This is a genomic window from Burkholderia sp. DN3021 (assembly GCF_049805555.1).
Taxonomy (GTDB): Bacteria; Pseudomonadota; Gammaproteobacteria; order Burkholderiales; family Burkholderiaceae; genus Burkholderia; species Burkholderia pyrrocinia_C.
On sequence record NZ_JBNCAB010000029.1, the window covers coordinates 1 to 25950 of the forward strand.

24 protein-coding genes are annotated in these 25950 nt (G+C 68.5%); 12 read left to right on the plus strand and 12 right to left on the minus strand.

The window, feature by feature from the left end; genetic code table 11:
• A partial coding sequence (locus tag ACPUER_RS16335) for a rhodanese-like domain-containing protein (RefSeq protein ID WP_425131577.1) occupies nucleotides 1–536 on the plus strand: 536 nt, incomplete at its 5' end.
• 77 nt (nucleotides 537–613) lie between these two features.
• Here the strand turns inward: ACPUER_RS16335 and ACPUER_RS16340 are convergent.
• Entirely contained in the window at nucleotides 614–1759 is a 1146-nt protein-coding gene (locus ACPUER_RS16340) for a glycerophosphodiester phosphodiesterase (protein WP_425131578.1), read from the minus strand.
• Between the two features lie 381 nt (nucleotides 1760–2140).
• Between ACPUER_RS16340 and ACPUER_RS16345 the strand changes: the two genes are divergently transcribed.
• Nucleotides 2141–3205: a phytoene/squalene synthase family protein gene (locus ACPUER_RS16345; RefSeq protein WP_204422830.1), complete on the plus strand. Its 1065-nt coding sequence runs from the start codon at nucleotides 2141–2143 to the stop codon at nucleotides 3203–3205.
• A gap of 478 nt (nucleotides 3206–3683) precedes the next feature.
• The gene (locus ACPUER_RS16350) at nucleotides 3684–4880 is read left to right on the plus strand and encodes a porin (protein WP_175959014.1); all 1197 of its coding nucleotides are present in this window, start codon (nucleotides 3684–3686) and stop codon (nucleotides 4878–4880) included.
• Between the two features lie 227 nt (nucleotides 4881–5107).
• On the opposite strand, the gene ACPUER_RS16355 is transcribed toward ACPUER_RS16350, so the two are convergent.
• The 5 genes from ACPUER_RS16355 to ACPUER_RS16375 are packed head-to-tail and all read right to left on the minus strand — an operon-like array spanning nucleotide 5108 to nucleotide 10364.
• Nucleotides 5108–6598: an efflux transporter outer membrane subunit gene (locus ACPUER_RS16355; protein WP_310139806.1), complete on the minus strand. Its 1491-nt coding sequence runs from the start codon at nucleotides 6596–6598 to the stop codon at nucleotides 5108–5110.
• Between the two features lie 10 nt (nucleotides 6599–6608).
• Nucleotides 6609–7763: an ABC transporter permease gene (locus ACPUER_RS16360; protein ID WP_425131579.1), complete on the minus strand. Its 1155-nt coding sequence runs from the start codon at nucleotides 7761–7763 to the stop codon at nucleotides 6609–6611.
• Complete coding sequence (locus ACPUER_RS16365) at nucleotides 7760–8710, minus strand: ABC transporter ATP-binding protein (RefSeq protein WP_310139811.1); 951 nt, start codon at nucleotides 8708–8710, stop codon at nucleotides 7760–7762. Before ACPUER_RS16365 ends, ACPUER_RS16360 begins: the two co-directional genes overlap by 4 nt.
• Nucleotides 8707–9669 carry an HlyD family secretion protein gene (locus ACPUER_RS16370; protein WP_425131580.1) on the minus strand — a complete coding sequence of 321 codons (963 nt, stop codon included), beginning with the start codon at nucleotides 9667–9669 and terminating at the stop codon, nucleotides 8707–8709. The genes ACPUER_RS16365 and ACPUER_RS16370 overlap by 4 nt, the downstream gene beginning before the upstream one ends.
• Nucleotides 9666–10364 carry a TetR/AcrR family transcriptional regulator gene (locus tag ACPUER_RS16375; RefSeq protein WP_175959019.1) on the minus strand — a complete coding sequence of 233 codons (699 nt, stop codon included), beginning with the start codon at nucleotides 10362–10364 and terminating at the stop codon, nucleotides 9666–9668. The genes ACPUER_RS16370 and ACPUER_RS16375 overlap by 4 nt, the downstream gene beginning before the upstream one ends.
• Between ACPUER_RS16375 and ACPUER_RS16380 the strand changes: the two genes are divergently transcribed.
• Nucleotides 10363–10659 (plus strand): hypothetical protein, encoded by a 297-nt coding sequence (locus ACPUER_RS16380; protein WP_175959020.1) that lies wholly within the window; start codon nucleotides 10363–10365, stop codon nucleotides 10657–10659. The genes ACPUER_RS16375 and ACPUER_RS16380 overlap by 2 nt on opposite strands.
• 23 nt (nucleotides 10660–10682) lie before the next feature.
• On the opposite strand, the gene ACPUER_RS16385 is transcribed toward ACPUER_RS16380, so the two are convergent.
• From ACPUER_RS16385 to ACPUER_RS16395, 3 genes are all read right to left on the minus strand, one after another.
• Nucleotides 10683–11102: a cupin domain-containing protein gene (locus ACPUER_RS16385; protein WP_175959021.1), complete on the minus strand. Its 420-nt coding sequence runs from the start codon at nucleotides 11100–11102 to the stop codon at nucleotides 10683–10685.
• Between the two features lie 10 nt (nucleotides 11103–11112).
• Nucleotides 11113–11550 carry a carboxymuconolactone decarboxylase family protein gene (locus tag ACPUER_RS16390; RefSeq protein ID WP_175959022.1) on the minus strand — a complete coding sequence of 146 codons (438 nt, stop codon included), beginning with the start codon at nucleotides 11548–11550 and terminating at the stop codon, nucleotides 11113–11115.
• A gap of 94 nt (nucleotides 11551–11644) precedes the next feature.
• A complete protein-coding gene (locus tag ACPUER_RS16395) occupies nucleotides 11645–13129 on the minus strand; it encodes a PLP-dependent aminotransferase family protein (protein ID WP_425131581.1) in 1485 nt (494 codons plus the stop codon).
• 215 nt (nucleotides 13130–13344) lie between these two features.
• On the opposite strand from ACPUER_RS16395, the gene ACPUER_RS16400 reads away from it, so the two are divergent.
• Both ACPUER_RS16400 and ACPUER_RS16405 read left to right on the plus strand, forming a co-directional pair.
• Nucleotides 13345–14262 carry a LysR family transcriptional regulator gene (locus ACPUER_RS16400; protein WP_310139831.1) on the plus strand — a complete coding sequence of 306 codons (918 nt, stop codon included), beginning with the start codon at nucleotides 13345–13347 and terminating at the stop codon, nucleotides 14260–14262.
• A gap of 140 nt (nucleotides 14263–14402) precedes the next feature.
• On the plus strand, nucleotides 14403–15152 hold the full coding sequence (locus ACPUER_RS16405; protein ID WP_310139834.1) for an SDR family oxidoreductase: 750 nt from the start codon (nucleotides 14403–14405) through the stop codon (nucleotides 15150–15152).
• Between the two features lie 92 nt (nucleotides 15153–15244).
• On the opposite strand, the gene ACPUER_RS16410 is transcribed toward ACPUER_RS16405, so the two are convergent.
• Both ACPUER_RS16410 and ACPUER_RS16415 read right to left on the minus strand, forming a co-directional pair.
• Nucleotides 15245–16891 carry a glycoside hydrolase family 32 protein gene (locus ACPUER_RS16410; RefSeq protein ID WP_175959026.1) on the minus strand — a complete coding sequence of 549 codons (1647 nt, stop codon included), beginning with the start codon at nucleotides 16889–16891 and terminating at the stop codon, nucleotides 15245–15247.
• Nucleotides 16892–17046: 155 nt separating this feature from the next.
• Entirely contained in the window at nucleotides 17047–18633 is a 1587-nt protein-coding gene (locus tag ACPUER_RS16415) for a glycoside hydrolase family 68 protein (RefSeq protein ID WP_175959027.1), read from the minus strand.
• Nucleotides 18634–18883: 250 nt separating this feature from the next.
• On the opposite strand from ACPUER_RS16415, the gene ACPUER_RS16420 reads away from it, so the two are divergent.
• From ACPUER_RS16420 to ACPUER_RS16440, 5 genes are all read left to right on the plus strand, one after another.
• Nucleotides 18884–19897, plus strand: a complete 1014-nt coding sequence (locus tag ACPUER_RS16420) for a substrate-binding domain-containing protein (RefSeq protein WP_425131582.1) — start codon at nucleotides 18884–18886, stop codon at nucleotides 19895–19897.
• 395 nt (nucleotides 19898–20292) lie between these two features.
• Nucleotides 20293–20979 (plus strand): type 1 glutamine amidotransferase domain-containing protein, encoded by a 687-nt coding sequence (locus tag ACPUER_RS16425; protein WP_425131583.1) that lies wholly within the window; start codon nucleotides 20293–20295, stop codon nucleotides 20977–20979.
• 141 nt (nucleotides 20980–21120) lie between these two features.
• Nucleotides 21121–22230, plus strand: coding sequence for an NADH:flavin oxidoreductase/NADH oxidase (locus tag ACPUER_RS16430; protein ID WP_425131584.1), 1110 nt, complete (start codon nucleotides 21121–21123; stop codon nucleotides 22228–22230).
• A 136-nt stretch (nucleotides 22231–22366) separates the two neighbouring features.
• Entirely contained in the window at nucleotides 22367–23437 is a 1071-nt protein-coding gene (locus ACPUER_RS16435) for an AI-2E family transporter (protein WP_425131585.1), read from the plus strand.
• Nucleotides 23438–23660: 223 nt separating this feature from the next.
• The gene (locus ACPUER_RS16440) at nucleotides 23661–24035 is read left to right on the plus strand and encodes a hypothetical protein (protein WP_175959032.1); all 375 of its coding nucleotides are present in this window, start codon (nucleotides 23661–23663) and stop codon (nucleotides 24033–24035) included.
• Between the two features lie 28 nt (nucleotides 24036–24063).
• Here the strand turns inward: ACPUER_RS16440 and ACPUER_RS16445 are convergent, their stop codons facing one another.
• A complete protein-coding gene (locus tag ACPUER_RS16445; protein WP_175959033.1) occupies nucleotides 24064–24858 on the minus strand; it encodes an SDR family NAD(P)-dependent oxidoreductase in 795 nt (264 codons plus the stop codon).
• Nucleotides 24859–25029: 171 nt separating this feature from the next.
• Here ACPUER_RS16445 and ACPUER_RS16450 point away from each other — a divergent pair, with 171 nt between their 5' ends.
• Nucleotides 25030–25875: an AraC family transcriptional regulator gene (locus tag ACPUER_RS16450; RefSeq protein ID WP_310139851.1), complete on the plus strand. Its 846-nt coding sequence runs from the start codon at nucleotides 25030–25032 to the stop codon at nucleotides 25873–25875.
• Nucleotides 25876–25950 lie beyond the last annotated feature (75 nt).

Genomic DNA, 25950 nt, shown 5'->3' on the forward strand with positions numbered 1-25950 from the left:
CGGCGGCGTTCGGCGAGCGCGGCCAGCCGCCGCGCGACGTGCCGGCGACGCCGCCCGCGACCGACGTGTCGCCCGCGACGCTCGCGGGCTGGCTGAAGGAAGCCGCGCCCGGCGAACTCGCGATCGTCGACGTGACGGCCAGCGCGAATTACGTGAAGCGCCATATTCCGGGCGCCTGGTTCGTCGTGCGCGCGCAGTTGCGCGACGCGCTCGCGGCGATTCCGCCCGCGAAGCGCTACGTGTTCACGTGCGGATCGAGCCTGCTCGCGCGGTTCGCGGCCGACGATGCGCGCGCGCTGCTGCCGGCATCGGCCGACATCTCGGTGCTGACCGGCGGCACGGCGGCATGGATCGACGCCGGGCTGCCGCTCGAAAGCGGCGAGACGCGGCTCGCGTCGCCGCGCGTCGACCGCTACCGGCGCCCGTACGAGGGCACCGACAATGCGGCTGCCGCGATGCAGGCGTATCTCGACTGGGAATACGGGCTGGTCGACCAGTTGAAGCGCGACGGCACGCACCACTTCAGCGTGATCTGACCGCTGCGGCGGAACCGGGCGCAGCGGCACGCAGTGCGCCGCGCCCGGCTACCGCACGTTCAGCACGTTCCGGGCATTCAGCGCTTGAACGTATCGACGGCCGTGCGGTCGACCGCCGGATCGTCGGTGAAGAAGCCGTCGATGCCCGCGCGCAGGTAGGCCTGGATCTCGCGCACCGAGCCGGCCGTGTTGCGCGTGGCTGGCGTGCCGCCGTCCTTCAGCGACGCGGGCAGGAAGTTGTTCTCCGGGCGGAACGTGTACGGATGCACGACGAGGCCGGCCTCATGTGCATAGCGCACGTACGGCGTCGGCTGCTGCAGCGTGCCGTCCGCGGCGACCGCGATGATCGACGTCTTGTACGGGCCGACGCCGTTCGCATAGGTCGCGATCTCGCGCATGCCGTCGCGTGTCGACAGGTCGCCGTAGGTGCGCTTGTCGTTCGCCTTCACGAAGTCGTACGGGCGCTGGCCGGCTTCGTCCATCAGCTGCACGAGCTTCCAGTTGGGTTGGCTCGACTTGATCCGGTTGCGGATCGTCTTCAGGTTCGCGACCTCGAACGACTGGATGTAGACGGTCGCCGTGCGCGACGTGTACGGATCCTTCAGCAGCGCATCGACGAGACGGTCCTCGAGCGGCAGATTGATCGACTGGAAGTAGGTTGGATGCTTGGTTTCCGGATACAGGTGGATCGTGCGGCCGGTCTGCGCGGACATCTGCTTCGCGAGCGCGACGATCTCGTCGAAGGTCGGAATCTCGAACTGGTCGTTATACGCGGTGTTCGCGGGGCGGATCTGCGGAATGCGCTCGCGCGCACGCAGCGTCTTCAGCTCGGCGAGCGTGAAATCCTCGGTGAACCAGCCCGTGAGCTGAGCGCCGTCGATCGTCTTGGTCGCCTTGCGGCTCGCGAACTGCGGCAGCGCCGATACGTTCGTCGTGCCCGAGATTTCGTTCTCGTGGCGCGCGACGAGAACGCCGTCGCGCGTCGACACGAGGTCGGGCTCGATGACGTCCGCGCCGTCTTCGATCGCCTTGCGGTACGACGCGAGCGTGTGTTCGGGGCGCAGCGCGCTCGCGCCGCGATGGCCGACCACCTGGACCTTCGCGGAAATCGGCTGCGTGGGATCGGACGTCAGGTCGTCGTCGCCACCGCACGCAGCGAGCAGGAAGGCTGCGGCACAGGCGAACGGGACGTAGCGCAGGGCGGTCGGGCGCGTGAAGAACATGTCGATGAACCTTCGAAACGGGAGTCGGAAAAGTCGGGAAAGGGTGCTCGCTCCGCCGGCGCGGCTGTCGTGCCGCGCCGTATGGGATCGAACGGGACGCGATCGTCGCATTGAATAATTACATATGTATTACTTCGGCCTTTCCGTTTTGTTCGGGGCTGTGACGAGGGCGGCGGGGAGCGGCGCGGCATCGATGTGCATGCCGCATTCCGGCCGTCTCGGACAGGCCTTGCGCCGGATGCACTAAACTTGCGGGAATTTTGCATCGCAGCGCCCGGGCCGACGCCCGCGCGGCGCGACGATGCGGCGACTCGCGAGCCGGCGCGGGCGCCCGGCGCCCGTGTGCGTCCGGGGCCCGCGCCGGCCGATTTTTCCCGACCCATGACGACCCGAACCGATTCCGCCTACCTGCTCGGCGACCTGCTGAAGAACGTTTCCCGCTCCTTCTATCTGACGCTGCGCGTGCTGCCCGACGGCATGCGCGACCCGGTCGGGCTCGCGTATCTGCTCGCGCGCGCGGCCGACACGATCGCCGACACCGCGCTCGTCGCGCCCGATCGCCGGGCCGCATTGCTGACCGACCTGCGCGACGAGATCGAGCGGCTCGGCGACGGCGCGGCGCTGTCGCGTTCGCTCGACGACGTGACGCGGATGCAGACGGATTCGCACGAGCACGTGCTGCTCGGCTCCATGGAGCCGATGCTCGCGCTGCTGCGCGCGCAGCCGGACGCCGACCGGGCGTCGATCCGCAAGGTCGTCGCGACGCTGACGTCAGGCATGGAATTCGATCTGCGCACGTTCCCGGACGAGCAGTCGGGGCAGGTCGCGTCGCTGCCGACGCGCGACATGCTCGATCGCTACACGTACCTCGTCGCGGGCTGCGTGGGCGAGTTCTGGACCGACATGACGGGCGCGCACACGCGTGCCGCGCGCGGCTGGGATTTGCCGGGCATGCGCGAGAAGGGCATCCGTTTCGGCAAGGCGCTGCAGATGACCAACATCCTGCGCGACTGCGCGAAGGACCTGCGCATCGGCCGCTGCTACCTGCCCGACGACGTGCTGCGCACGCACGGGCTCGGCGTCGCCGACCTGATGCAGCCCGACGCGTCGGCGCGCGCGCGCGGCGTGCTGGTCGACCTGCTGCGCATCGCGCTCGACCAGTATCGCGATGCATGCCTGTATACGCTCGCGATTCCGCGCCGCTTCGTGCGGCTGCGGCTCGCGTGCCTGTGGCCGATCATGATCGGCCTCGAAACGCTCGAACTGCTGGCCGGCCACGATGCGTGGCTCGCCCCGGCGAAGCCGGCCAAGGTGCCGAGAAAACGTATCTACCGGATCATGGCGTCGTCGCTCGCGCTGGTCGGCTCGAACACGGCGATCCGTGCGCGGATGACCGCGCTCGCCGATGCGGTGAACGCGCGGCTCGTCGCGCCGGCATCGCGTTGAATGTCGCCGGCGCGCCGCGCCGGCATCGTCCTTCGGCCCGCGTTCGCCGGGCCGCTCCCGTCCGATCTCCCGCGCGCGGACTGAAACGTTTTCATGATTTCGTTTCGCGAAATGTGGGTGTCATGAACGTCAGCGATCCTGCGCGGCGGCGTGAATCGCGGCGTCAGCTGCGATCGCGCATTTGTAAGACGATTTTTTGCCGAAGGCGTCTGACGACATGAGGCGGTCGCGTTGCACCCGTAAAAATGTAAAGCTAGGGTTTTCACCGGGAAATGCCGGAAATGCCCGCCGCGTAAGCGTTTTCAGGTGTTATGTAACTGCTTGGTGAACCCGTGCGTTGCGTCGATCATACGATGACCGACTGCGCGTGTTGGGAAATAATCGGTAATCCGTCAGAATTGCGCCGGCATGTACTCGCACATGTGTCAGTCATAAAACCACACCAGAAAAGAAATCATTCTTTGAGGACGGAGAATCAATGAAAAAGCGCGTCGCTTTCGCCATGACGGCAGCGGGCCTTGCAGCCGCTACCGCCGCCCACGCCCAGAGCAGCGTGACCCTGTACGGTATCGTCGACAACGCCATCGCTTGGCAGAACAACTCGTCGGCAACTGGCGCGACCACGGGTGGTCACTCGAAGGTGCAGATGGCCACCGGCATTTGGGCAGGCAGCCGCTTCGGCCTGAAGGGCAGCGAAGATCTCGGCGGCGGCACGAAGGCGATTTTCCAGTTGGAAGCCGGCTTCAACGCGAACAACGGTTCGTCGCAGTGGGCCAACGGCATCTTCACGCGTCAGGCGTGGGTGGGTCTGTCCAACGCAGCGTACGGTACGCTGACGGCGGGCCGCCAGTACACCGCGTACTACACGCTGCTGTCGCCGTATAGCCCGACGACCTGGCTGACCGGTTATTACGGCGCGCACCCGGGCGATATCGACTCGCTGGACACCAGCTACCGCGCGAACAACTCGCTCGTCTACATGTCGCCGAAGTTCTACGGCTTCACGGTCGGCGGTTCGTATTCGCTCGGCGGCGTGGCAGGCAGCTTCAACCGCGGCTCGACGTGGAGCGCGGCGATCCAGTACCTGAACGGCCCGGCAGGCATCGCGGTCGGCTTCCAGAAGGTCAACAACTCGACGCTCGGCGGCGGCGTGTGGGGTGACAATTCGACGGTCACGAGCGGCGGCCAGCCGGCCGTGTCGGCGATTAACAGCGGCTACCAAACGGCGCAAACGCAGCAGCGCCTCGGTGTGACGGCCGGCTACCAGTTCACGCCGGCATGGGACGTGTCCGTGTCGTACACGAACGTCCAGTACGTGCCGGGAGTCGGTTCGGCGTTCCGCAACACGGCGATCTTCAACACGGCAGGCGCCGTGCTGCACTGGAAGGCAGCGCCGCAGTGGGACTTCGCGGCAGGCTACTCGTACACGGCGGCAACGCAGTCGAACGGCATCTCGAGCGCGGCCAAGTACCACCAGGTCACGCTCTCGCAGTACTACAGCCTTTCGAAGCGCACGGGCCTGTATGCAGTTGAGGCTTACCAGCACTCGACCGGCAACACGCTGAACAAGGCTGGCGGCATCCAGGCAGCAACGACCTCGATCGGCGACGGCGTGGGCGCAGGTTCGAAGCAGAACCAGATCGCTGCAGGCGTCGGCCTGATCCACCGCTTCTGATGTCGCGCGGCGCGCGAGCGCCGCTCACGGCATGCAGTATGAAAAAACCGGCCTTCGGGCCGGTTTTTTATTTGCGTCACGCGTTGCGCGTATAGCAGGTTCAGTCATCGGCTGGCATCGAGTGGAAGCGAGCGGCGACGGCAGCCGAACCTGACAAGTGCGCTGCTTACGTGGTGCGGGGCGTGCAGACCGGCAGTGTCCGGCCGGTGCCAATGCCGTCGTGCCGGTCACCGCGCAGCATCATCCGTCCAGCTTCCCGCCAGCGCCTGAAACAGCGCCGCCGTATCGGTAAGCCGATCGGCCTGCGCGCGAGTACGGTCGAGCGTCGTCTGCAACGTCTGCCGCTGCGCGTCGAGCAGGTCGAACGTGCTGATCCCGCCGGCCGCGTAACGGTCGCCGGCAATCGCGTTGCGTGCCGCCGCTTCCTGCGCGGCCGTGTCCCGCGCCTGCAGCTCGGCTGCGTCGTGCTCGACCGCGCGCATCGCGTCGGCTACCTGCTGAAGCGCCTGCAGCACGGTTTCCCGATAGCTCGCGAACGCGGCGTCGTACGCCGCTTCGGCCGCGCGTTTCTTCGCGCGCAGCTCGCCGCCGTGAAAGAGCGGCTGTGTCAGACCCAGGCCAACGTTCCATACATTCAACCCGCTCACGATATCCGCGATGCGCGTGCGTTCCGAGCCGATCCCGGCCGAAATCGAAAAACGCGGATACAGGTTCGCGGCGGCCACGCCGACGTTCGCGCTCGCCTGGTGCAGCACGGCTTCCGCCGCGCGGATGTCGGGCCGTTCGCGCGCGAGCGTCGACGGCAGCGTGACGGGCAGCGTGCGCGGCAGCGCGAGCGCATCGAGCGCGAGATCGGGCAGCACGGCGCTGGACGGCGGAGCGCCGAGCAGGATCGCGAGCCGGTGGCCGGCCTGCGCGAGGCGGGCCGCGAGCGGCGGCAGCGATGCCTGCGTCTGTGCGAGCAGTGCGCGCTGCGCATGCACGTCGGCCTGCGACACGCCGCCCGCCGCGAAGCGCGCTTCGACGATGCGCAACTGCCGCGCCTGCGCGTCGACCAGTTGCTGCGTGAGCGCGACCTGCTGCGCGAGCGACGCGCGCAGGATCGCGGTGGCGACGACGTTGCCCGCGAGCGTCAGCCGCGCAGCGTCGAGCGTGTACGCCTGATAGTCGACCTGCGCGCGCAGCGCTTCGAGCGCGCGCCGGTTGCCGCCGAACACGTCGAGCACGTACGACACGCTCACCGACGCGTCATACAGCGTGAACGGCCCCGGATTCGGCACGTTGGCCGGCAGCCCGAACGCGGCGATGTCGACCTTCTCGCGTGTGGCGGACAGGTTCGCGTCGACACGCGGCAGCATCGTCGCGCCGGCTTCGGCCGCATGGTTCTGCCGCGCTTCGTCGAGCCGCGCGCGGGCCTCGGCGAGCGTCGGGCTGTTTTGCCATGCGGTGTCGACGAGCCGGTTCAGCGGTTCGGAGCCGAACTCGGTCCACCAGCGTTGCGGCGTGTGCGCGGCCGATGCGAACGTCTGCGCGCCGCCGGCCGGGCCGCCGGCGGCCGCCGTCGTGACGGGCGGCTCGTCGCGCGTGTATTGCTGCGTGGCCGGTGCGTCCGGCGTGAGGAAATCCGGCCCGACCGCGCAACCGGCGACGAGCAGCGCAGCGGCGGCCAGCGTAACGCCGCTTGCAGCGATGGAGGCGCGATGCGAAGCCGGTTTCATCGTGCGGCACCTAATCGAGCGTGCGCCGGTAGAAGCGCAGCGCGATGCCCATCACGACGACGGTGAACAGCGCGACCGGCCACACGGACGGCCACAGGTCGGCCCAGCCGTTGCCCTTCAGCAGGATGCCGCGCACGAGGCGGTTGAAATAGGTGAGCGGCAGCAGGTTGCCGATGAGCTGAGCCCACTTCGGCATCCCGGCGAACGGGAACATGAAACCGGACAGCAGGATGTTCGGCAGGAAATAGAACACCGCGAGCTGCATCGCCTGCAACTGGTTCTGCGCGAGCGATGAAAGCGTGATGCCGACCGTCAGGTTCGCGGCGATGAACAGCAGCGCGGACAGGTAGATCGCGAACACGCCGCCGACGAACGGCACGACGAACACGAACCGCGCCGCGGCGAGGATGATCGACACCTGGATCAGCCCGATCAGCACGTACGGGACGATCTTGCCCGTCATCACCTCGAGCGGCCGCACGGGCGTCGCGAGCAGGTTCTCCATCGTGCCGCGCTCGCGTTCGCGCGTGATCGCGAGGCCCGTCATCATCACCATCGTCATCGTCAGGATCACGCCCATCAGGCCCGGCACGACGTTGTACTGCGTGATGCCTTCCGGGTTGTACAGCCGGTGCAGCACGACGTCGAACGCGGCCGGGCGGCCGCTCAGGTGGGCGAGCGGCCCCGTCAGGTCCTTGTCCGCGACGGGTTGCACGAGGCCCGGCAGCGCGCCGATCGCGGATGCGGTCGCGACGGGATCGGTCGCGTCCGCCTCGACGAGCAGCGACGGACGCTCGCCGCGCAGCAGCCGCCGCGAGAAATCGGCCGGCACGCTCAGCACGAACTGCACGTCGCCGCGGGCGAGCGCATGCCGGCCGGCCGCTTCGTCCGGCAGCGTCTCGACGATGTCGAAGTAAGCGGAATTGCGCATCGCGGCGATGAAGCTGCGCGCGAACGGGCTCGAATCGGCGACGATCACCGCGGTCGGCAGGTGCTTCGGATCGGTGTTGATCGCGAAGCCGAACAGCGCGAGCTGGATGATCGGCACGCCGACGATCATCGCGAACGTCACGCGGTCGCGGCGCAACTGCAGGAATTCCTTCAGCACGATGCTCCACCAGCGCGCGACCGAGAACCATTCGCGCAGGCTCGCCCACGCGTTCATGACGATGCTCCGCCGGGCGGCCCGGACGCGCGGCCCATCATATAGATGAAGACGTCCTCGAGCCCGGTGTCGATGGGCGCGACCTGCAGCGACGCATCGTCGCTCGCGACCCGCGCGAGCGTCGCGTCGAGCGCGGCGCGATCGCGGCCGCTCACGTGCAGCGCGGAACCGAACACGACGGTTTGATCGACACCCGGCATCGTGCGCAGCCGCGCGGACAGTTCGGTCAGGCGCTCGCCGGTGATCGTGCGGGTCGACAGGTGCTGCGACGCGACGATCTCCGCCGACGTGCCTTGCGCAAGCAGTTCGCCGGACGCGATATAGGCGAGCTTGTGGCAGCGCTCGGCTTCGTCCATATAGTGCGTGCTGACGAGCACCGAGATCCCCTGCGCGGCCAGCCGGTGCAGTTCCTCCCAGAAGTCGCGGCGCGCGGCCGGATCGACGCCGGCGGTCGGCTCGTCGAGCAGCAGCAGTTCGGGCTCGTGCAGCATGCACGCGGCCAGCGCGAGGCGTTGTTTCCAGCCGCCCGACAGCGCACCCGTGAGCTGGTCCGCGCGGCTCGCGAGGCCGAGCCCGTCGAGCGCGCGCGCGACGGCCGCCTTGCGGTCGGGCATCCCGTACACGCGCGCGACGAAATCGAGGTTCTCGCGGATCGACAGGTCTTCCCAGTACGAGAAGCGCTGCGTCATGTAGCCGACGTGCCGCTTGATCTGCGCGCTGTCGCGCACGATGTCGTAGCCGAGGCAGGTGCCGCTGCCCGAGTCGGGCGTGAGCAGGCCGCACATCATCCGGATCGAGGTCGTCTTGCCGCTGCCGTTCGGCCCGAGAAAGCCGAAGATCTCGCCGCGCGCGACGCGCAACGAGACGTCCTTCACGACGTGCTTGTCGCCGAAGCGCTTGTTCAGGCGATCGACGTCGATCGCGTACGGAGCGGCCGGCGCGTTCATTGCACCCTCACGGCGACGGGCTGGCCCGGATGCAGCTTCGGCGCGTCGGCGACGGCGGGGCGCGCCTCGATCATGAACACGAGCTTGGTCCGGCTCTCGTTGCTGTAGATCACGGGCGGCGTGTATTCGGCCTCGCTCGACACATAGGTGATACGCGCGGGTACGTCGGCCGCGCAGCCGTCGCAGCGGATCGCGACCGCGCGCCCCGGCGCGAGCGATGCGATGGCGGCTTCCGGCACGAAGAAGCGCACCTTCAGGTTCTGCGGCGGCAGCATCTGCACGACCGGATTGCCTGCCTGCACCCATTCGCCGACGCGGTACAGCGTGTCGTACACGCGCCCGGCGGCGGGTGCGGCGACGCGCTTCTGGTCGAGCTTCCATTGCGCTTCCGCGACCGCTGCCTGCGCGGCGTCGACCTGCGCTGCCTGCGCGGCGACCTGCTGCGCGCGGCCCGGCAGGCGAGCGACGTCGACCTGCTTCTGCAGTTCGCGCATCTGCGCGGCAGTGGTTTGCGCGGACGTGCGCGAATCGTCGAGCTGCTGCTTCGACAGGCCGCCGGCCGCGTACTGGCGTTCGTCGCGCGCGAGTTGAGCGGCAGCCCGTGCGGCCTGCGCGGTGGCCTGCGCGAGTTGCGCCTGCGTGACTGCCACTTCCGGCGGGCGCTTGCCGGTCTGCAGGTCGGCGAGCTGCGCGCGTGCCGCGGCGAGCTGATGCCGTGCCTGCAGCAGCGCGGCCGTTTCGTTCGCGGCTTCGAGCGAGAACGCGAGCGTGCCGGCGGCGACGGCCTGACCGCGTGCGACCGACAACTGCGTCAGCGTGCCCGATTGCGACGACGACAGGTATACGAATTCGCCTTCGACATAACCCTGGTAGGTCGCGCCGTGGTCCGTCGATCGTCCGCAACCGGCGAGCAGCGCGAAGGCGGCGAGCGCGAGCGGCAGCGCGCGGGCCGCGTTCACGACGGCCTCCGCGGCGAGCGCGTCCGCGCACGTGGCGTGGCGGCCGGCGGCTGCAGGCCGGAACCAAGCAGCGCGCGGACGTGCCGGTGCAGCACGTCGCGATCGATCGGCGGCAGGCCGCGCGCGCTTTGCCACAGCTTCGCGGTCGCAAGCGGCAGCATCACGAGCGCGATGATCGAATGGAACAGGAACGCGGGTTCCAGCGCGGGGTTCAGCGTGCCGGCCTGCTGCGCGGCGCGGATGCGTTCGGCGAAACGCCCGACATGCTCGAGCGGAATGCGCCGGACCATCCGTTCGCGCAGCAGCCCGCCTTCATGGACGATCTCGCGCAGCCAGATCGACGGCAGCCACGGCATGCGATGCGTGACGTCGAAGAAGCGGTCGACGAGTTCGGCAACGAGCGCGAACGGATCGTTCTCGATCTGCGGCTCGGTCGGGCGCCACACGAACGCGATGACCTGCGCGAGCCGCTCCTCGACGATCGCGTCGAGCAGTTGCTCGCGATTCGTGAAGTAGTAGTGGACCATCGCGGACGTGACGCCGGCGGCGGCGGCGATCTGCGCGACCGTCGTCGCGGCGATGCCGTGCTCGGCGAACAACTGCATCGCGACGTCCAGCATGTGGTCGCGCAGGTCGAAGTCGTCCACCGACGGGCGGCGCCCGCGCGGCCTGGCGACGGTGGATTTCGCGTTCATGCAGACGACGCTAATTGATGAGTTAGTTAATTTCAAGGAAGGGTTTTCGCCGGCGTTGATCGAGATCAGACGCGCGTCGAATGGCGGCGCGGACGAGCGGGGACGTGATGCGGCGGCACGCCGTGTGCTGGCGATGGAGTGTAGGGAGTGGTTAAGGCAGAGGCGGCTTAGGGGAAACGGCAGAGGGATACGGCGAAGGGGATACGGCGAAGGAAAGGAGATGCGGCGACAAGCGGTGGAGAACCTTCTCGGAACCGGCGGGAAAGCCGTCCGCGAAGCGGGGGCGCGGCCTTGACATGGCTCGCCCCCGAAACGTCGTCACTGATCGATCGGCGACTTCAGCGGCTCGTGTTCGCCGGTCAGCCCGAACACGACGAGCTGCGCGGGCTCGGTCGCACTCGCGTTGCGCGACACCTGGTGGCGCGAGCCGGGCGCCTCGTACCAGCCTTCGCCGGCGCGATAGCGATGCAGCGGGCCGCCGTTCACCTGCGACAGCACTTCGCCTTTCGACACGACCGCGAACACCGAGCCGAGGTGCTTGTGAGCCTCGGAAGCCTGGCCGGGCGCATAGTCGACGGTCGCGACGACGACGAGCTTGCCGGGCGCTTCGGGCACGGCCTGCTGCATGATCGCGTGCACGTTGTCGCCGGCGTCGTGCGCATGGGCGGCGGCCGGCAGCGCGGCGCCGAGCGCGAGCCCCGCGCACAGGGCGGCTCGCTGGAGCGTGGAGCGGATCATCTTCGTCTCCTTACTCGGGCATCTTGCGGAACGCGATCGCGAAGCGGTTCCAGGTGTTGATCGTCGCGATCAGCATCGACAGGTCGAACAGCTCCTCGTCGCTGAAGTGCGGCTTCACGGCTTCCCAGACGGCGTCGGGCACGTGATTGCTGGCCACTAGCGTCAGCGCCTCGGTCCATTCCAGCGCCGCGCGTTCGCGCTCGGTGAAAAACGGCGTTTCGCGCCACGTGACGACGGTCGCGAGACGGCGGTCGGTTTCGCCGCCCTTGCGCGCGTCGGTCGTGTGCATGTCGACACAGAACGCGCAGCCGTTGATCTGCGATGCGCGCAGGCGGACGAGTTCGGCGAGCGGCTTCTCGATCGAGCTCTTCGCGAGGAATTCCTCGGCGTTGCGCATCACCTTGATCGCATTCGGGCTGGCGGTATAGAAGTTCAGGCGCGGTTGCATGGCAGGTCCTTTTTCGGTTGGTGCGCACGGTGGCGCGACAGGACCCACTTTAAGACCCGGATTGGCCTGCTTGAATAGCCAATTTTGCGTAAATTCAGGTAGCCAGTTCCGGGCGGCCGACACGGCCCGAATCCAGCAGCCCGGCCAGTTGCGCGAGCGCCGTGTCGATGCGCAGCGCGTCGATCCCGCCATAGCCGAACAGCAGCCCCGCACGGACCGGCACGCCGACATGGAACGCAGAGATCCCGTACAGGCCGATGTCCTGCTCGCGCGCCGCGCGGACCAGCGCCGCTTCGTCGAGCCCCGGCTTCAGGTGTGCCGCGAGGTGGATGCCGGCGGTCGGCACGATCGCGTCGAACCACGGCGCGAGCTCGCCGCGCAGATGCGCGATCAGCATCTTGCGACGCGCATCGTAATGTTTCTGCACGCGCTTCAGGTGCCGCGCGAAATCGCCTTCGAGCATGAAGCGCGCGAGGGCCGCCTGCGTCAGCGTGCAGGTGTGCCAGTCGACGATCTGCTTCGCCTTGGCGAGCGCGCCGCGCAGCGCGCGCGGCGGAATCGCGTAGCCGATCCGCAGTTCGGGAAAGATCGTCTTCGAGAACGTGCCGACGTACGCGACGAGGCCCGTGCGGTCGAGGCTCTTCAGCGATTCCACGGGCCGGCCTTCGAAGCGGAACTCGCCGTCGTAGTCGTCCTCGATGATCACCGCGCGGCGGCGCTGCGCCCATTCGAGCAGCGCGATGCGCCGCTCCAGCGTCATCGGCATCCCGAGCGGGAACTGGTGCGACGGCGTCACGTAGACGAGGCGCGCTTCGTCGGGCAGCCGTTCCGTGACGAGGCCGTGCGCATCGACCGGCACGCCGATCACCGTCGCGCCGAGCGACGCGAACGCGGCGCGTGCCGGCGGATAGCCGGGATCCTCGACCGCGACCACGTCGCCGGGCCGCACGACGACACGCGCAAGCAGGTCGAGCGCCTGCTGTGCGCCTTGCGTGACCAGCACGTCGTCCCAGCTGCACGCGACCGCGCGGCTGAACGCGACATAGCGTGCGATCGCGCCGCGCAACTGCGGATCGCCGGCCGGGTCGTGGTATTGGCCGGGGCCGCGTGCCTGCTGGCGCAGCGCGTGATGCAGGCAGCGCCGCCACGCATCGAACGGGAACAGCGTCTTGTCGGTCACGCCGCCGCGGAAGTCGAAGCCGGGCGAGTCTTGCGGCGCGGGCATCGCGAGCGCGTCGGGCAGGTCGTTCCACAGCGCGCGTGCGTCGACCGCGTCGATGCGCGGCGTGTCCTCGACGAGCGACGGCGCCGGCATGGCCGCGGCGTGCGGCACGCGCGCGAGGCCGTCGGCGACGAACGTGCCGTCGCCCGCACGCGTATTCAGGTAGCCCTCGGCGACGAGACGCTCGAACGCGTCGAGCGTCGTCTTGCGCGATACGCCGAGCTGCTTCGCGAGATCGCGCGTCGACGGCAGCCGCGCGCCGCCTGCCAGGCGCCCGTCGACGATCGCGGTGCGCAGTTGCCGGAAGATTTGCCCCGTCAGGTCGTGACGGCCTTCGATGCGGATCGCGATGTCCATCGCAGTGGTTACCTCGATTGATGCTGATTTGCCGGAATCGGTGTACCGCCAGTATGCCGCCGGCGCGCGGACTCGGGTTGGCAGGATGTTGCGCCCGACACTCAACCGCCCATCCGCCGCATCGAACGCCGTCCGATTGGACCGCCTCCCGCCGTTGCCTTACGATCCACGGGAGCCACGACAATCCCAGACTCACCCCGAACCGGAGCGCCCCCATGCTGTCCGAAGACGAACTTGCGCTGCTCGACGCGATCCGCGCGACCGGCAGCCTGTCGCGCGCCGCCGCGCGGCTCGGCAAGGCGCCGTCGACCGTGTCGCACGCCGCGCGCCAGCTCGAAACGCGTTTCGACGCGCTGCTGTTCGACCGGCGCGGCTACCGGCTGCGGCTCACGCCGGCCGGACAACTGCTGGCCGACGAAGCGGCGCGGCTGGCGCTGGACGTCGCGCGGCTGACGCAGCGCGTGCGGCAGGTCGCGAGCGGCTGGGAGGACCGGCTGTGGATCGTCAGCGACGAGGTGCTGGAGTTCGACACGCTGCTGCCGGTCGTCCGCGCGTTCGACGCGCTCGATTCGGGCGTGTCGCTGCGCTTCACGCACGAGGTGCTCGGCGGCACCTGGGAGGCGCTGCGCGACGGTCGCGCGGATCTGGTCGTCGGCGCGACCAACGAGCCGCCGGCTATCCCCGGCTTCAAATGGTTCGAACTGGGCGCGATGGAGTGGGTGTTCGCGGTGTCGCCGCGCCATCCGCTTGCATCCGTGAGCGACGCGCTGACGCGCGACGCGATCGGCGCGCATCGCGCGGTCGTCGTCGCCGATTCGTCGCGGCGCGCGGCCGGCCGCGCGTATGGCCTGCTCGGCGGGCAGGCCGTGCTCGCGGTGCCGTCGATGCGCGCGAAGATCCTCGCGCAGCGCGACGCGCTCGGCGTCGGCTGGGTGCCGCGCCGGCGCGTGGCGTCGCTGCTCGCGCGCGGCGAGCTCGTCGAGAAACAGACGGCCAACCCGCGCGAACCGAACGTGCTGTATGTCGCGTGGCACGGCGATCGCGACGGCCGCGCGCTGCAATGGTGGCTGGAGCAATTGCGCGAGCCCAGACTCGCGCAGCGCCTGCTCGACGGGATCGACGTGACCGGCTGAGACGGAAAAACGACGACGGAGCGCCCGCTCGAACACGTTCGACGATTTCGAACATGTTCGCCGCGCGCGTCGTACGGCAACACAGGTCGCCGAGCGCATCCTGTGTTCACGGTCAACTCACCGGTTCACAGGAGAACATCATGCAACGCTTCGAAGGAAAAACGGTCCTCGTCACGGGCGGCAACAGCGGCATCGGCTTGGCGGCCGCCAACGCATTCGCGGCCGAAGGCGCGCGGGTCATCATCACCGGGCGCGACGCGCAGACGCTGGAAGCCGCACGGCAAACGCTCGGCGAAGGGGCGCTCGCGATCCGCAACGAGGCCGGCAGCGTCGCGTCGGCCCGCGCACTGGCGGACGCGATCGCCGCCGCGGGCGCGCGGCTCGACGCCGTGTTCATCAACGCGGGCGTCGCGAAACTCGCGCCGTTCGCCGACAGCGACGAGGCGATGTGGGACCTCGTGTTCAACACCAACGTGAAGGGCGCGTATTTCCAGATCCAGTCGCTGGTGCCGCTGCTGAACCGCGGCGCATCGATCGTGATCAACGGTTCGATCAACGCGCACATCGGGATGCCCGGCTCGTCGGTGTACGCGGCGAGCAAGGCGGCCGTCAATTCGTTCGCGAAGACGCTGTCGACGGAACTGCTGCCGCACGGCGTGCGCGTGAATGTCGTGAGCCCGGGGCCGGTTCAGACGCCGCTGTACGGCAAGCTCGGGCTCGATGCGGCGACGCTCGACGAGACGGCCGGGAAGATCAAGGGCCTCGTCCCGGTCGGCCGGTTCGGCACGCCGGACGAAATCGCGTCGACGGTGCTGCACCTCAGCGCGCCGGAATCCGCGTTCATCGTCGGCGCGGAGATCATCGCGTCGGGCGGGATGGGATTGCTCTGAGCCGTAACGCCGGCGGGGACCGCGCCGGCCGACGCAGCGCCGGGCGGACGGTCCCCGTCGCATGCGGGAAGGGCGACGCTCTCGAACCGCACCTATCGCGTCGTGCAGGCGTTACGCGTATCGCCGCCGGCTTCCAGCTGCGTCACCGTGAGCCCCGAGAACGTCGCGCGGCCGTGCTCGGCAAACACCGCGACGCGGTCCGCGTCGAGCGGCGGAAAGATCAGGTCGGTGAGCGTGACGCGGCCGCCGTTCGCAAACACTTCGACCGACCCGCGATCGACGACGATTTCGAGCCGCAGTTGCCCGTGTTCGAGCGGCAGGTCGACGATATGCTCGCGGCTGAACGTGCCGGCGAAATTCGCTTCGCCGGACTGCGAGCGGTCGAGCGTCAGCGTGCGTTTCGCCGTGTCGTACACGATCCGGGTGCCGGTCGTGCCGTCCGCCGAGCGCCGGACGATCAGGCCCGCGCGCGCCGCGCGCTGCGGCGCAATCGTCACCGTGATGCGTTGCGCGACGCCGCGCGTCGCCGCCGACAGCTCGCGCGTGGCGGACTCGACGGCGAGCGCGCCTTCGTGCACGGCGGGCCTGCCGTCCGCCCACGCGTCGAACGCGGCGGCCGGCGCGGCGACGAGCCGGGGTTCGCCGTCGATCGTCTTCAGCGCCAGCTCGCGCGGCAGGGTCGTCGCGCCGCGCCACGGCGTGGTCGGCACTTTTGCCGCGTAATCCCAGTTGCTCATCCACGCGATCGCGACCGGCCGAGTGCCGGGCGCGCCCGAGAAGGTGCCTGCGGCATAAAAGTCGGCGCCGTGATCGACCCAGCGGAATCGGGCGGGATCGGAACCGGCCGGCGCGACGCGATCGGGCGTGAACGTGCGGCCGTCGAAGTCGCCGACGAAATACATCGCGCCCGAGCCGCCCGCGATCGACCACGGATTCACATTGACGATCATTACCCACTTGATGTGTCGAGGATCGCCGTCGAGCGGCAGCGGCACGAGGTCGGGCATCTCCCACAGTGCGCCTGCATGCGGCACGTCCGGCAACGTGAAGTCGCTCAGGAACGACCAGTGGATCAGGTCGTCGGAGCGATAGAGCTTGACGACCTGCGCGTCGGCGACGACCGTCGTCATCAGCCAGTGGTGCCCGGGCGCATACCACGACACCTTGGGGTCGCGGAACTGCTTCGATTCGGGATCGAGCGTGAGCACGGGGTTGTGCGCGTAGGGCTGCCACGTCGCGCCATGGTCGACGCTGTAGGCGAGCGACTGCGCCTGCGTGCCGGGCGCGTGGCCGGAGCCGTCCTTATAGACGCTCGTGTAGAGCGCAACCAGCGGTGTCTTGCCTGGCGACCCGAGGCCCGACGTGTTGTGCGTATCGGCGACGATCGAGCCGGAGAAGATTTCCTCGGTGGCGTTCGCGCGCATCGCGACCGGCTGCTCGCGCCAGTGGACGAGATCGGTGCTGGTCGCGTGGCCCCACGACATGTTGCCCCAATCGTTGCCGAGCGGGTTGTACTGATAAAACAGGTGGTAGCGGCCGTCGTCGTAGACGAGGCCGTTCGGATCGTTCATCCAGTTGCGCTGCGGCGTGTAATGCAGCGCGGGGCGCCATTGCGGCGTGCCGTTTTCGGTCGATGCGGCGCAGGGCGCGGCGGCGGCCTGCGTGCAGGCCGCGCCCGCCGCACAGGCGAGCAGCAGCCGGGCGACCCGGAAGGAAAAGCGGAAAAACGTCGATCTCATGCGGGGTTCCGTGCTCCGACGCGCGAAGCGGGAAAGGAGGGCGCGTGCCGCTTGCAAAGGCGGCACGCGCGATCTGCGGAAGAAAAAAGCGGCGCGCACGCGACACGCGCGATGTGCGCCGCCTCAACGCTTGCGGGCGGTGCCCGCCGCAGCCGTTACGGGCGGGTGCCCGGGCCGTCGTTGTGGTCGGCGCCCGTCGCCGGCAGGTTCGCCGGGATATCGCCGTAACCGCCGAGCCCGCCGCGTCCGTACGCGCGGTCGACCGCCGTCGACGTGCCGTTGATGTTGACCTTCACCGTCGGCGCGAGCGTGCCGCCGCGCCGCGGGCCGATCGCATCGATGAACGACTCGACGAGCCCGCCCGGCATCACGTAGTGCGAATACGACTGGAATTCGCGCGGGTTCTGGTTCGGATCCTGCGAATACGGCGCGCCGGCCGGTGCGGAGAAGTCGGTCGGGTTGCCGAGCACGAGGCCGCCGCCGCCGTTCAGCGGCAGGAAGTCGCTGCGGATGCCGTTGCCGACGAAGCCGTACACGCCGTCCGGCCCGTCGACACCCGCGGCCATCGTCGTCCGGTGGCTGATCGTGAACAGGTAGTACTTGCCGTCCTTCAGGTAGATCTGCGGGCGCTCGGTCTGGTCGTCGACGCAGTTCGCCGACAGGAGCGGCGGCAGGAACTTCCATTCCGTCAACTGCGGGTTCGTCGCGACCGCGAGGCCGACATTGGCCTTTTGATACACTGCGCCCGAATTCATCACCGCGTTGAGATCTTCCTTGTACGGATCGTTCGGCGCGTAGCCGAGATCGGCCTCGGTGCAGGTGCGTGCGCCGCGCTGGCCGCCCGTATTGCCTTCGAACACCATGTAGGTCTTGCCCGGGTGCGCGGGATCGGTGAACACGAACGGATCGCGGAACGAGAAGTAGGTATTCTGCTGGCCGGTCTGGTAGTAGTTGCCGTCCGGCTGCAGCAGCGCCTTGTGATCGTCGAAGCCGCTGAACCACACGTGCTTGTCGTCGGCGTGGATGTGACCGTCGGCGCGCGTGATGATCGCCTGCGGCGGCGTGATGTCGGCACCGCCGGGCGCCGAGCGGTTGAACGACGTCGCGGTGTAGTAGAGGCTGACGTTGTCGCCGTGCGTGAGGCGCGCCGAACCCGACCATTCGGCGTTGTTGGTCATCGGCGCGGTGCCGAACACCTTGGCGCTCGCGCCGTCCGGGAACAGGTGGCCGCCCCAGGTCCAGCCGCCGTTGGCGGGGCGCTGCGACGCAGGGACGCCCGCGCGGCGGTAGAAGAAGCCGATGCGCGCGTGGACGTGGCGGTCATCGAACGTGTAGCCCGCATGCGGATCGGCGGTGAGCGAGAAGATCACCTCCCAGCCCTTGTAGCTGAGCTGGTTCGCGCGCAGGTCGGCCAGCGGCCAGGTATCCCAGACCCACACGTTCGAGTTGATCAGCGGGAAATCCTGCGGGATATCCGGCATCGTCAGCGCTTGCGGCAGCGAGTTCCTGTCGGCGCCGGCCGTATGCGACTGTGCGACGATCTGGCGGATGTCCGCGCGGGTCCAGCGCATCGTGAAGTTGCCTTCGGGATCGTAGGCCTGCTGCGTATGCGGCGTGGGCGCGGGGGCGCCGGCGCTCTGCGCGTGCGTAACGGACGAAGCGGACGCGAAGGCGGCCAGTGCCGCGCCAGCGAACAGCAAACGTTTGGCCGCAGTCGCGCGGCAAAAAGGAAAGTGTGTCATCTCGGCGTTGTTTCAGTTGACGGTGAAAGGAACGGCTGAAGGTGGCATCGATGTCCAAACCGGTTTGGATACTATTTCAAACCGGTTTGGAACGCAAAAGATATTTATTTGACGGTAATGCTTACCCAATGGAAATAATTACCCGATTGAGGCATCCGGGCATCCGGCATCCGGGCATCCGGCGTCCGGGCATCCGGCGTCCGGGCATCCGGCGTCCGGGCATCCGGGCCGGCGAAAACGAGGAGCGACGGTGAAGGTGAATCTGAAGGCGCTGTCGGATGCGCTCGGGCTGTCGCGGACGACGGTCAGCCGTGCGATGAACGGTTACGACGACGTCAGCGAGGCGACCCGCGAGCGCGTGGCGAAGGCCGCACGGGAAATGGGCTATGTGGCGGACCCGACCGCGCGCCGGCTCGCGACCGGGCGGGCGGACGTGATCGGGATCGTCTATCCGTTCGGCGCGGGCGATCTCGGCGATCCGCGTTTCGGCGAGGTCGTCGCGGGCATCACCGAGCGGCTGGCCGAGCGCAATCTCGATTTCATCATCGCGTCTGCGCGGCCGAATGCGGAACTGGACACCTATCGGCGGATCGTCGACGGCAAGCTCGTCGACGGGCTGATCGTCGCGCGCACGCTGGTCGACGATCCGCGCATTGCGTACCTGCGGTCGAACGCGTTTCCGTACGTCGCATACGGCCGCACGCAAACGGCCGAGCCGTATGCGTGGTTCGATTTCGACAACGAGGCGGGCGCGCGCGATGCCGTCCGCCGGCTGACCGGTTTCGGGCATCGGCGCATTGCGATGATCAGCGCGCCGCTCGCGCTGAATTTCGCTGCGCAGCGTCGCGCAGGCTATCTGTCGGCATTGCGCGAGGCCGGTATCGAGCCGGATCCGGCGCTGCTCGTCGAGTGCACGTTTACGCACGACGGCGGGTTGCAGGCCGCGCGGGCGCTGCTCGCGTGCGCCGAGCGGCCGACGGCGCTGCTGGTCGACAACAACATCGCGGGCGGCGGCGCGTTTCGGGCGCTCGTGGACAGCGGGCTGCGGCTGGGGCAGGACATGTCGCTGATCGTCTACGACGGCGTGCCGCCGGACATCGCGCATCCGCATCGCGTGACGGCCGTCATCCAGCCGACCGGGCACGCGTCGGGACGCGCGCTGGCGGAATTGATGCTGAGGCGGCTGGACGACGGGGCATGCGGGCATCGACTCGAGGCGCCGGTAATCGAGGCCGGCGATACGGATGGTCCGTTGCGCGGCTAGCCGGCGCGACGGACACGGGCGGGGCGCGATCGGCGGCGGATGTTGCCGGATCGCGCCCGGTCGAAAAGGCCATGCCGACGGCAGGGGCGAATGGCCATTTACTAGACGACTGGTCTAATCCGCGGATATCATGCGTCCTCGTGAATGCGACGACGTCCGCTGGCGCGTGCAACGAAGACGCGAAATTGCCATTTCGCGCTGCGATGCCGATCGTGCAGTGTACGCCGTCGTTTTATTTGGGATTTTTCTAGACGACTGGTCTAATAGGCGCGTACGGCATTCGGATACGCGAGTCGCACGTTGACGCGCCATAACGGACTAACCGACAGGCGTGTCGCGCCGACCGCCCCGGTTGCGCGGCAGCGTTCCCGTCCATTTTCGAAGGAGTTTCGATCATGAAGATTCTGGTTGTCCTGACCTCGCACGACATGCTCGGCGACACCGGCAAGAAGACCGGCTTCTGGCTCGAGGAACTGGCCGCGCCGTACTACGCGTTCAAGGATGCGGGCGTCGAGCTGACGCTGGTTTCGCCGAAGGGCGGCCAGCCGCCGCTCGACCCGAAAAGCAGCGATCCGTCCGCGCAGACCGACGCAACGCGCCGCTTCGACGCCGATCCGGCGGCCAAGGCCGAACTCGCATCGACGCGCAAGCTTGCCGACGTGTCGGCCGACGACTACGACGCGGTGTTCTACCCGGGCGGACACGGCCCGCTGTGGGATCTCGCCGAGGATCTGCATTCGATCGGCCTGATCGAGCGCATGCTCGCGGCCGGCAAGCCGGTCGCGGCCGTCTGCCACGCGCCGGGCGTGCTGCGTCACGTGAAGAACCCGGCAACCGGCGAATCGGTCGTGCGCGGCAAGCGCGCGACGGGGTTCACCAACAGCGAGGAAGCGGCCGTCGAGCTGACGGAAGTCGTGCCGTTCCTCGTCGAGGACATGCTGAAGACCAACGGCGCGGCATTCGAGCGCAGCGCCGACTGGGCGCCGCATGTCGTCACCGACGGGCTGCTGATCACGGGGCAGAACCCCGCGTCGTCGGCGCCCGCGGCCGAGGCGCTGCTCGCGAAGCTCGGCCACCGGTAAGCATCCGGCGCCGGCCCGGCCGGCGCCGTTCCGTATCCGTCGCCGGGCGCAACCGCCCCGACGACGGCCCGAATCGTTCCGCCGTGCGCATCGCCCGGCGAGTTCCCAGTCGTTTCGTAGAACCAAGCAAAGGAGTCGTGGATGTCTGCCCTGTTCGAACCGTTCAAACTCAAGGATGTCACGCTGCGCAACCGCATCGCGGTGCCGCCGATGTGCCAGTACGTCGCCGAAGACGGCGTCGTCAACGACTGGCATCACGTGCATCTGGCCGGCATCGCGCGCGGCGGCGCGGGCCTCGTGATCGCGGAGGCGACGGCCGTGTCGCCGGAAGGGCGCATCACGCCGGGTTGCGCGGGGCTGTGGAACGATGCGCAGGCCGAAGCGTTCGCGCCGTCGGTCGCGGCGATCAAGGCGGCCGGCGCGGTGCCCGGCATCCAGATCGCGCACGCGGGCCGCAAGGCGAGCGCGAACCGTCCGTGGGAAGGCGACGACCATATCGCCGACGGCGATCCGCGCGGCTGGCAGACCATCGCGCCGTCGGCCGTGCCGTTCGGCGCGCATCTGCCGAAGGTGCCGCGCGAAATGACGCATGAGGATATCGCCCGCGTGCAGGCCGACTTCGTCGCAGCGGCGAAGCGTGCGCGCGACCTGGGCTTCGAATGGCTCGAACTGCACTTCGCGCACGGTTATCTCGGCCAGAGCTTCTTCTCGGTGCATTCGAACCGGCGCGATGACGAATATGGCGGCTCGGCCGAGAACCGCGGCCGTTTCGTCGTCGAGACGCTCGCGGCCGTCCGCAAGGTATGGCCCGAGCATCTGCCTCTGACCGCGCGCCTTGGCGTGATCGAATACGACGGCCGCGACGAAGAGACGCTCGCCGAGTCGATCGCGCTCACGCAGCGGATGAAGCGGGAAGGGCTCGACATGCTGAGCGTGTCGGTCGGCTTCTCGACGCCCGATGCGCAGATTCCGTGGGGCCCGGCGTTCCTCGCGCCGATCGCCGAGCGCGTGCGCCGCGAGGCCGGGCTGCCGGTGTCGTCCGCGTGGGGGATCGACACGCCGCAACTGGCGAACCGCGTGGTTGCGGAAGAACAGCTCGATCTCGTGATGGTCGGCCGCGCGCATCTGGCCGATCCGCACTGGCCGTACTACGCGGCGAAGCAGCTCGGCGTCGAGCGCCCGTCGTGGACGCTGCCCGCGCCGTACGCGCACTGGCTCGAGCGTTACCGGATCGCCGACAAGGTGGCCTGAGCGGGCGCGGCAACATGGCGCCGGGGCGGCCCGCGTATGACGCGCGCCGCCGATCCGGTGCCGATGGATAGAATGGCGGTTCGTGCAGGCCGGTTGCCTGCGCGAACCGCCATTTTTTCATTTCGACAGAGGTGCCATGGACGCACATGTCCCGTCGTCTCACGCGGCCGCCGCGCAGCCGCGCGCGCAGCAGATCGCTCGCGTCGCGCTGTATGCGGCGCTGCTGGTGCTCGCGCTGTGGGTGATCCGCGACTTCATTCCCGCCATCGCGTGGGCCTGCGTGATCGCCATCGCGATGTGGCCGCTGCTGAAACGCTTCGAATCGCACCGGCTGTTCCGCAACCGGCCTACGGTCAACGCGCTCGTCATCACGGCGGCGGTCTCGCTGCTCGTCGTGCTGCCGATCGCCGTCGCGGCAACCCAGGCGATCGGGCAGGCGCACGACCTGCGCGAGTGGCTGCGTACGATCCAGGACAACGGCATTCCGCTGCCCGACGTCGTCAGCCGGCTGCCTTACGGTTCGGCGCAGATCACCGAGTGGTGGCAGGCCAATCTCGGTCATCCGCTGCATGCGGCCAGCGCGATGCACGGCGTCAACAGCGAGAAATTCCTCGCGTTCGGCCGGCAGTTCGGCACGAAGCTCGCACATGCGCTGCTCGAATTCGGCTTCATGCTCGTCACGCTGTTCGTGATCCTGCGCGCGGGCCACAAGCTGTCGGGCGCATTGCTGCAGGGCGGGCAGCGCGCGTTCGGGCGCAACGGCGCGGAACTGATCGAGCGCATGGTCAAGGCCGTGTACGGCACGGTGACGGGGCTCGTGGTCGTCGGGCTCGGCGAGGGTGCGCTGCTCGGCGTCGCCTATGCGCTCGCGGGCGTGCCGCATGCGGCGCTGCTCGGCCTCGTCACGGCGATTGCCGCGATGCTGCCGTTCTGCGCGCCGATCGTGTTCTGCGGCGCGGCGCTGTGGCTGTTCGTGCAGGGCGCGACCATGTGGGCCGTCGTGGTGGCGGTGCTCGGTTTCGTCGTCGTGTTCGTCGCCGAGCATTTCGTGCGGCCGGTGCTGATCGGCAGTTCGGCGCGGCTGCCGTTCCTGCTCGTGCTGTTCGGCATCCTGGGCGGCGCCGAGACGTTTGGTCTGATCGGGCTGTTCGTCGGCCCCGCGCTGATGACGGTGCTGACGATGCTGTGGACCGAATGGATCGCGTGACGATGCCCGCCGTCGCGCCGATTCGATGGATCGGCGCGACGGGATGGGTGCGCGCACAAGCATGCGCCGGCCGCAACGATCGGCAACGATCCAGCTTGCGCGCGGGGCATGCCGGGCAGGGGTTTGCATACGGATCTCTACATTTCTTTTCGATCCGGACCCAAAGGTCTAGTAGCATGGGGCTTTCGATCACGCCGGCATGGCGCGGCAGAATTCCCCAAGCATGCGATTGATTTCGATGTCCCGTCCCGCGGCGACGCTATCCCTGGCGGCCGGCTGCCTGATGCTGCACGGCTGCGCGTGGTTCGACTCGTGGCTGCCGTTCTCGTATTCGCGCACGCCGCTCGCGCGGGCCGCGTCGCGGCATGGCGCGACGCGCGCCGATGTCGTGCGCGCCGGCGGCAACCCGCGCAGCGTATGGATGGTCCGCAACGGCAGCGGCGTTTGCTACAACTACTTCATCGAGCACGGCAACGATCACCGGCCTTACTTCGTCGTATTCGACAAGGCCGGCGTCGTCACGCAGCACGGCTTCGATACCTGCATGGATGCCGATCGCAAGGGCACGCTCCAGCCGGACAAGGCCGCTTCGCGCTAGCGCGGCGGCGTGCGCCGCGCGTGAGCGGTCATGCGAGCGTGTCGACCACGCCGCCGTCGACGCGCAACGCCGCACCCGTAGTCGCCGAAGCCTGCGGCGAGCACACGTACACGACCATGTTCGCGACTTCCTCGGGCGTCGCGGGTCGCTGGATGATCGAGCTCGAGCGATGATCGCGCACGAAATCCACGGCCACGTCTTCGACACTGCGGCCCGTTTTGTCGGCCGTTTCCTTCAGCAGCGCGCGCACGCCTTCCGACAGCGTCGGCCCGGGCAGCACCGAGTTGACGGTCACATGGGTGCCGGCCGCGAGCTTCGCGAGGCCGCGCGAGATCGACAGTTGCGCGGTTTTCGTGAACCCGTAGTGAATCATGTCGACCGGGATGTTCAGGCCCGATTCCGACGAAATGAACACGATGCGCCCGGCGTTGCGCTCGATCATCCCCTTCAGGTAATGCCGCGCGAGCCGCACGCCGGACATCACGTTCATCTGGAAGTAATGTTCCCATTCGGCGTCGTCGATGTCGAAGAACGCCTTCAGGCCGTAGATGCCCGCGTTGTTGACGAGGATGTCCGCATCGGGCGTGTGCTGCGTGACGCGCGCGACGCCGGCTGCGTCGGACAGGTCGGCGGCGACGCCGTCGAAGCTCGCGCCGGGCACGGCGGCGCGCAGTTGCGCGAGCGCGGACTGTACCGATGCGTCGCTGCGGCCGTTGACGACGACGCGCGCACCGGCGCGCGCGAGCCCTTCGGCGATCGCGAGCCCGATGCCGGCGGTGGAGGCGGTGACGACCGCGGTCTTGCCTTTCAGATCGATGTGCATGAGCGTGACGGGAGAGGAGTGAACGGGAACCGCCGCGCGTGTCGCGGCGGCCGGATTTCAAAGCTTAGGCGAAACGGCGCGATCCGGCTTCGAAGCTGCAAAGCGCCGGTTGCATCGGCCCGCGCTGTCTTGTACGGTGAGCGTTCGCCGCCCGAACCAGGAGCCCGCCGCGTGAGCCGTATCTCCAACCGATCCGCCGTACCGTCGCCGTTCTGGCGGGATGCCGCGCTGCCGTTCATCGAGGCGCGCACCGTCGACGACGGGCGCGCGATCTGCTACGCGAAGCACACGCACGACACGTTTTCGGTGGGCGCGATCGTCGGCGGCACGAGCACCTACGTGAACGGCGCGACGAACGCGCATGTCGGGCGCGGCGTGCTCGTGATCATCGATCCGGAGCAGGTGCACGCGTGCAATCCGTACGGCCCCGACGCATGGGCATACCGGATGGTCTATGTCGACGTGCCGTGGCTCGCGCGGTTGCAGCATTCGCTGGGCCGCGATCCGAACAGCGATTTTCACGGGTTTTCGCCGAAGTTGACGGAGCGGCGCGACCTGTTCGCGCAATTTGGCGGCTTCTACCGCGCGCTCGTGTCGCCCGGCATCGATCCGCTCGGCAAGGAGAGCGCGGCGGTCGAATTCTTCACGCAACTGCACGGCGCGCTCGATCGCGAGCTGCCCGATCCGCGGCCGGGAGACGACAACGCGAAGCTCGCGCGCGCGGCCGACTACATCGCCGCGCATTGCCGCGAGGGCGTGACGCTCGATGCGGTCTGCGCGGCGGCCGACTTGTCGCCGTCGTACCTGATCCGTGCGTTCAACGCGCGCTACGGGATGACGCCGCATGCGTTCCTGATCGATCGCCGCGTGCAGTACGGCCGCACCGAGTTGCGCCGCGGCCGGCCGATCGCCGAAGTCGCGCTCGACGCCGGCTTTGCCGATCAGGCCCATTTCCAGCGCGCATTCCGGCGGATCGCGGCCGCGACGCCCGGACAGTACCGTAGCGCAATGAGCTGAGCGCCAGGGCGGCGGAACGCGGAGTGCGGAGTGCGCCGTCGATGCGCCGAGGCGCCCGATCTGCGGACCGGCCGG

Excerpts from the sequence above, each read along its gene's own strand:
- ACPUER_RS16340 (WP_425131578.1), bottom strand. The coding sequence starts at position 1,759 with ATGTTCTTCACGCGCCCGACCGCCCTGCGCTACGTCCCGTTCGCCTGT.
- ACPUER_RS16345 (WP_204422830.1), top strand. The coding sequence starts at position 2,141 with ATGACGACCCGAACCGATTCCGCCTACCTGCTCGGCGACCTGCTGAAG.
- ACPUER_RS16350 (WP_175959014.1), top strand. The coding sequence starts at position 3,684 with ATGAAAAAGCGCGTCGCTTTCGCCATGACGGCAGCGGGCCTTGCAGCC.
- ACPUER_RS16355 (WP_310139806.1), bottom strand. The coding sequence starts at position 6,598 with ATGAAACCGGCTTCGCATCGCGCCTCCATCGCTGCAAGCGGCGTTACG.
- ACPUER_RS16360 (WP_425131579.1), bottom strand. The coding sequence starts at position 7,763 with ATGAACGCGTGGGCGAGCCTGCGCGAATGGTTCTCGGTCGCGCGCTGG.
- ACPUER_RS16365 (WP_310139811.1), bottom strand. The coding sequence starts at position 8,710 with ATGAACGCGCCGGCCGCTCCGTACGCGATCGACGTCGATCGCCTGAAC.
- ACPUER_RS16380 (WP_175959020.1), top strand. The coding sequence starts at position 10,363 with ATGCAGACGACGCTAATTGATGAGTTAGTTAATTTCAAGGAAGGGTTT.
- ACPUER_RS16375 (WP_175959019.1), bottom strand. The coding sequence starts at position 10,364 with ATGAACGCGAAATCCACCGTCGCCAGGCCGCGCGGGCGCCGCCCGTCG.
- ACPUER_RS16385 (WP_175959021.1), bottom strand. The coding sequence starts at position 11,102 with ATGATCCGCTCCACGCTCCAGCGAGCCGCCCTGTGCGCGGGGCTCGCG.
- ACPUER_RS16390 (WP_175959022.1), bottom strand. The coding sequence starts at position 11,550 with ATGCAACCGCGCCTGAACTTCTATACCGCCAGCCCGAATGCGATCAAG.
- ACPUER_RS16395 (WP_425131581.1), bottom strand. The coding sequence starts at position 13,129 with ATGGACATCGCGATCCGCATCGAAGGCCGTCACGACCTGACGGGGCAA.
- ACPUER_RS16400 (WP_310139831.1), top strand. The coding sequence starts at position 13,345 with ATGCTGTCCGAAGACGAACTTGCGCTGCTCGACGCGATCCGCGCGACC.
- ACPUER_RS16405 (WP_310139834.1), top strand. The coding sequence starts at position 14,403 with ATGCAACGCTTCGAAGGAAAAACGGTCCTCGTCACGGGCGGCAACAGC.
- ACPUER_RS16410 (WP_175959026.1), bottom strand. The coding sequence starts at position 16,891 with ATGAGATCGACGTTTTTCCGCTTTTCCTTCCGGGTCGCCCGGCTGCTG.
- ACPUER_RS16415 (WP_175959027.1), bottom strand. The coding sequence starts at position 18,633 with ATGACACACTTTCCTTTTTGCCGCGCGACTGCGGCCAAACGTTTGCTG.
- ACPUER_RS16425 (WP_425131583.1), top strand. The coding sequence starts at position 20,293 with ATGAAGATTCTGGTTGTCCTGACCTCGCACGACATGCTCGGCGACACC.
- ACPUER_RS16430 (WP_425131584.1), top strand. The coding sequence starts at position 21,121 with ATGTCTGCCCTGTTCGAACCGTTCAAACTCAAGGATGTCACGCTGCGC.
- ACPUER_RS16435 (WP_425131585.1), top strand. The coding sequence starts at position 22,367 with ATGGACGCACATGTCCCGTCGTCTCACGCGGCCGCCGCGCAGCCGCGC.
- ACPUER_RS16440 (WP_175959032.1), top strand. The coding sequence starts at position 23,661 with ATGCGATTGATTTCGATGTCCCGTCCCGCGGCGACGCTATCCCTGGCG.
- ACPUER_RS16445 (WP_175959033.1), bottom strand. The coding sequence starts at position 24,858 with ATGCACATCGATCTGAAAGGCAAGACCGCGGTCGTCACCGCCTCCACC.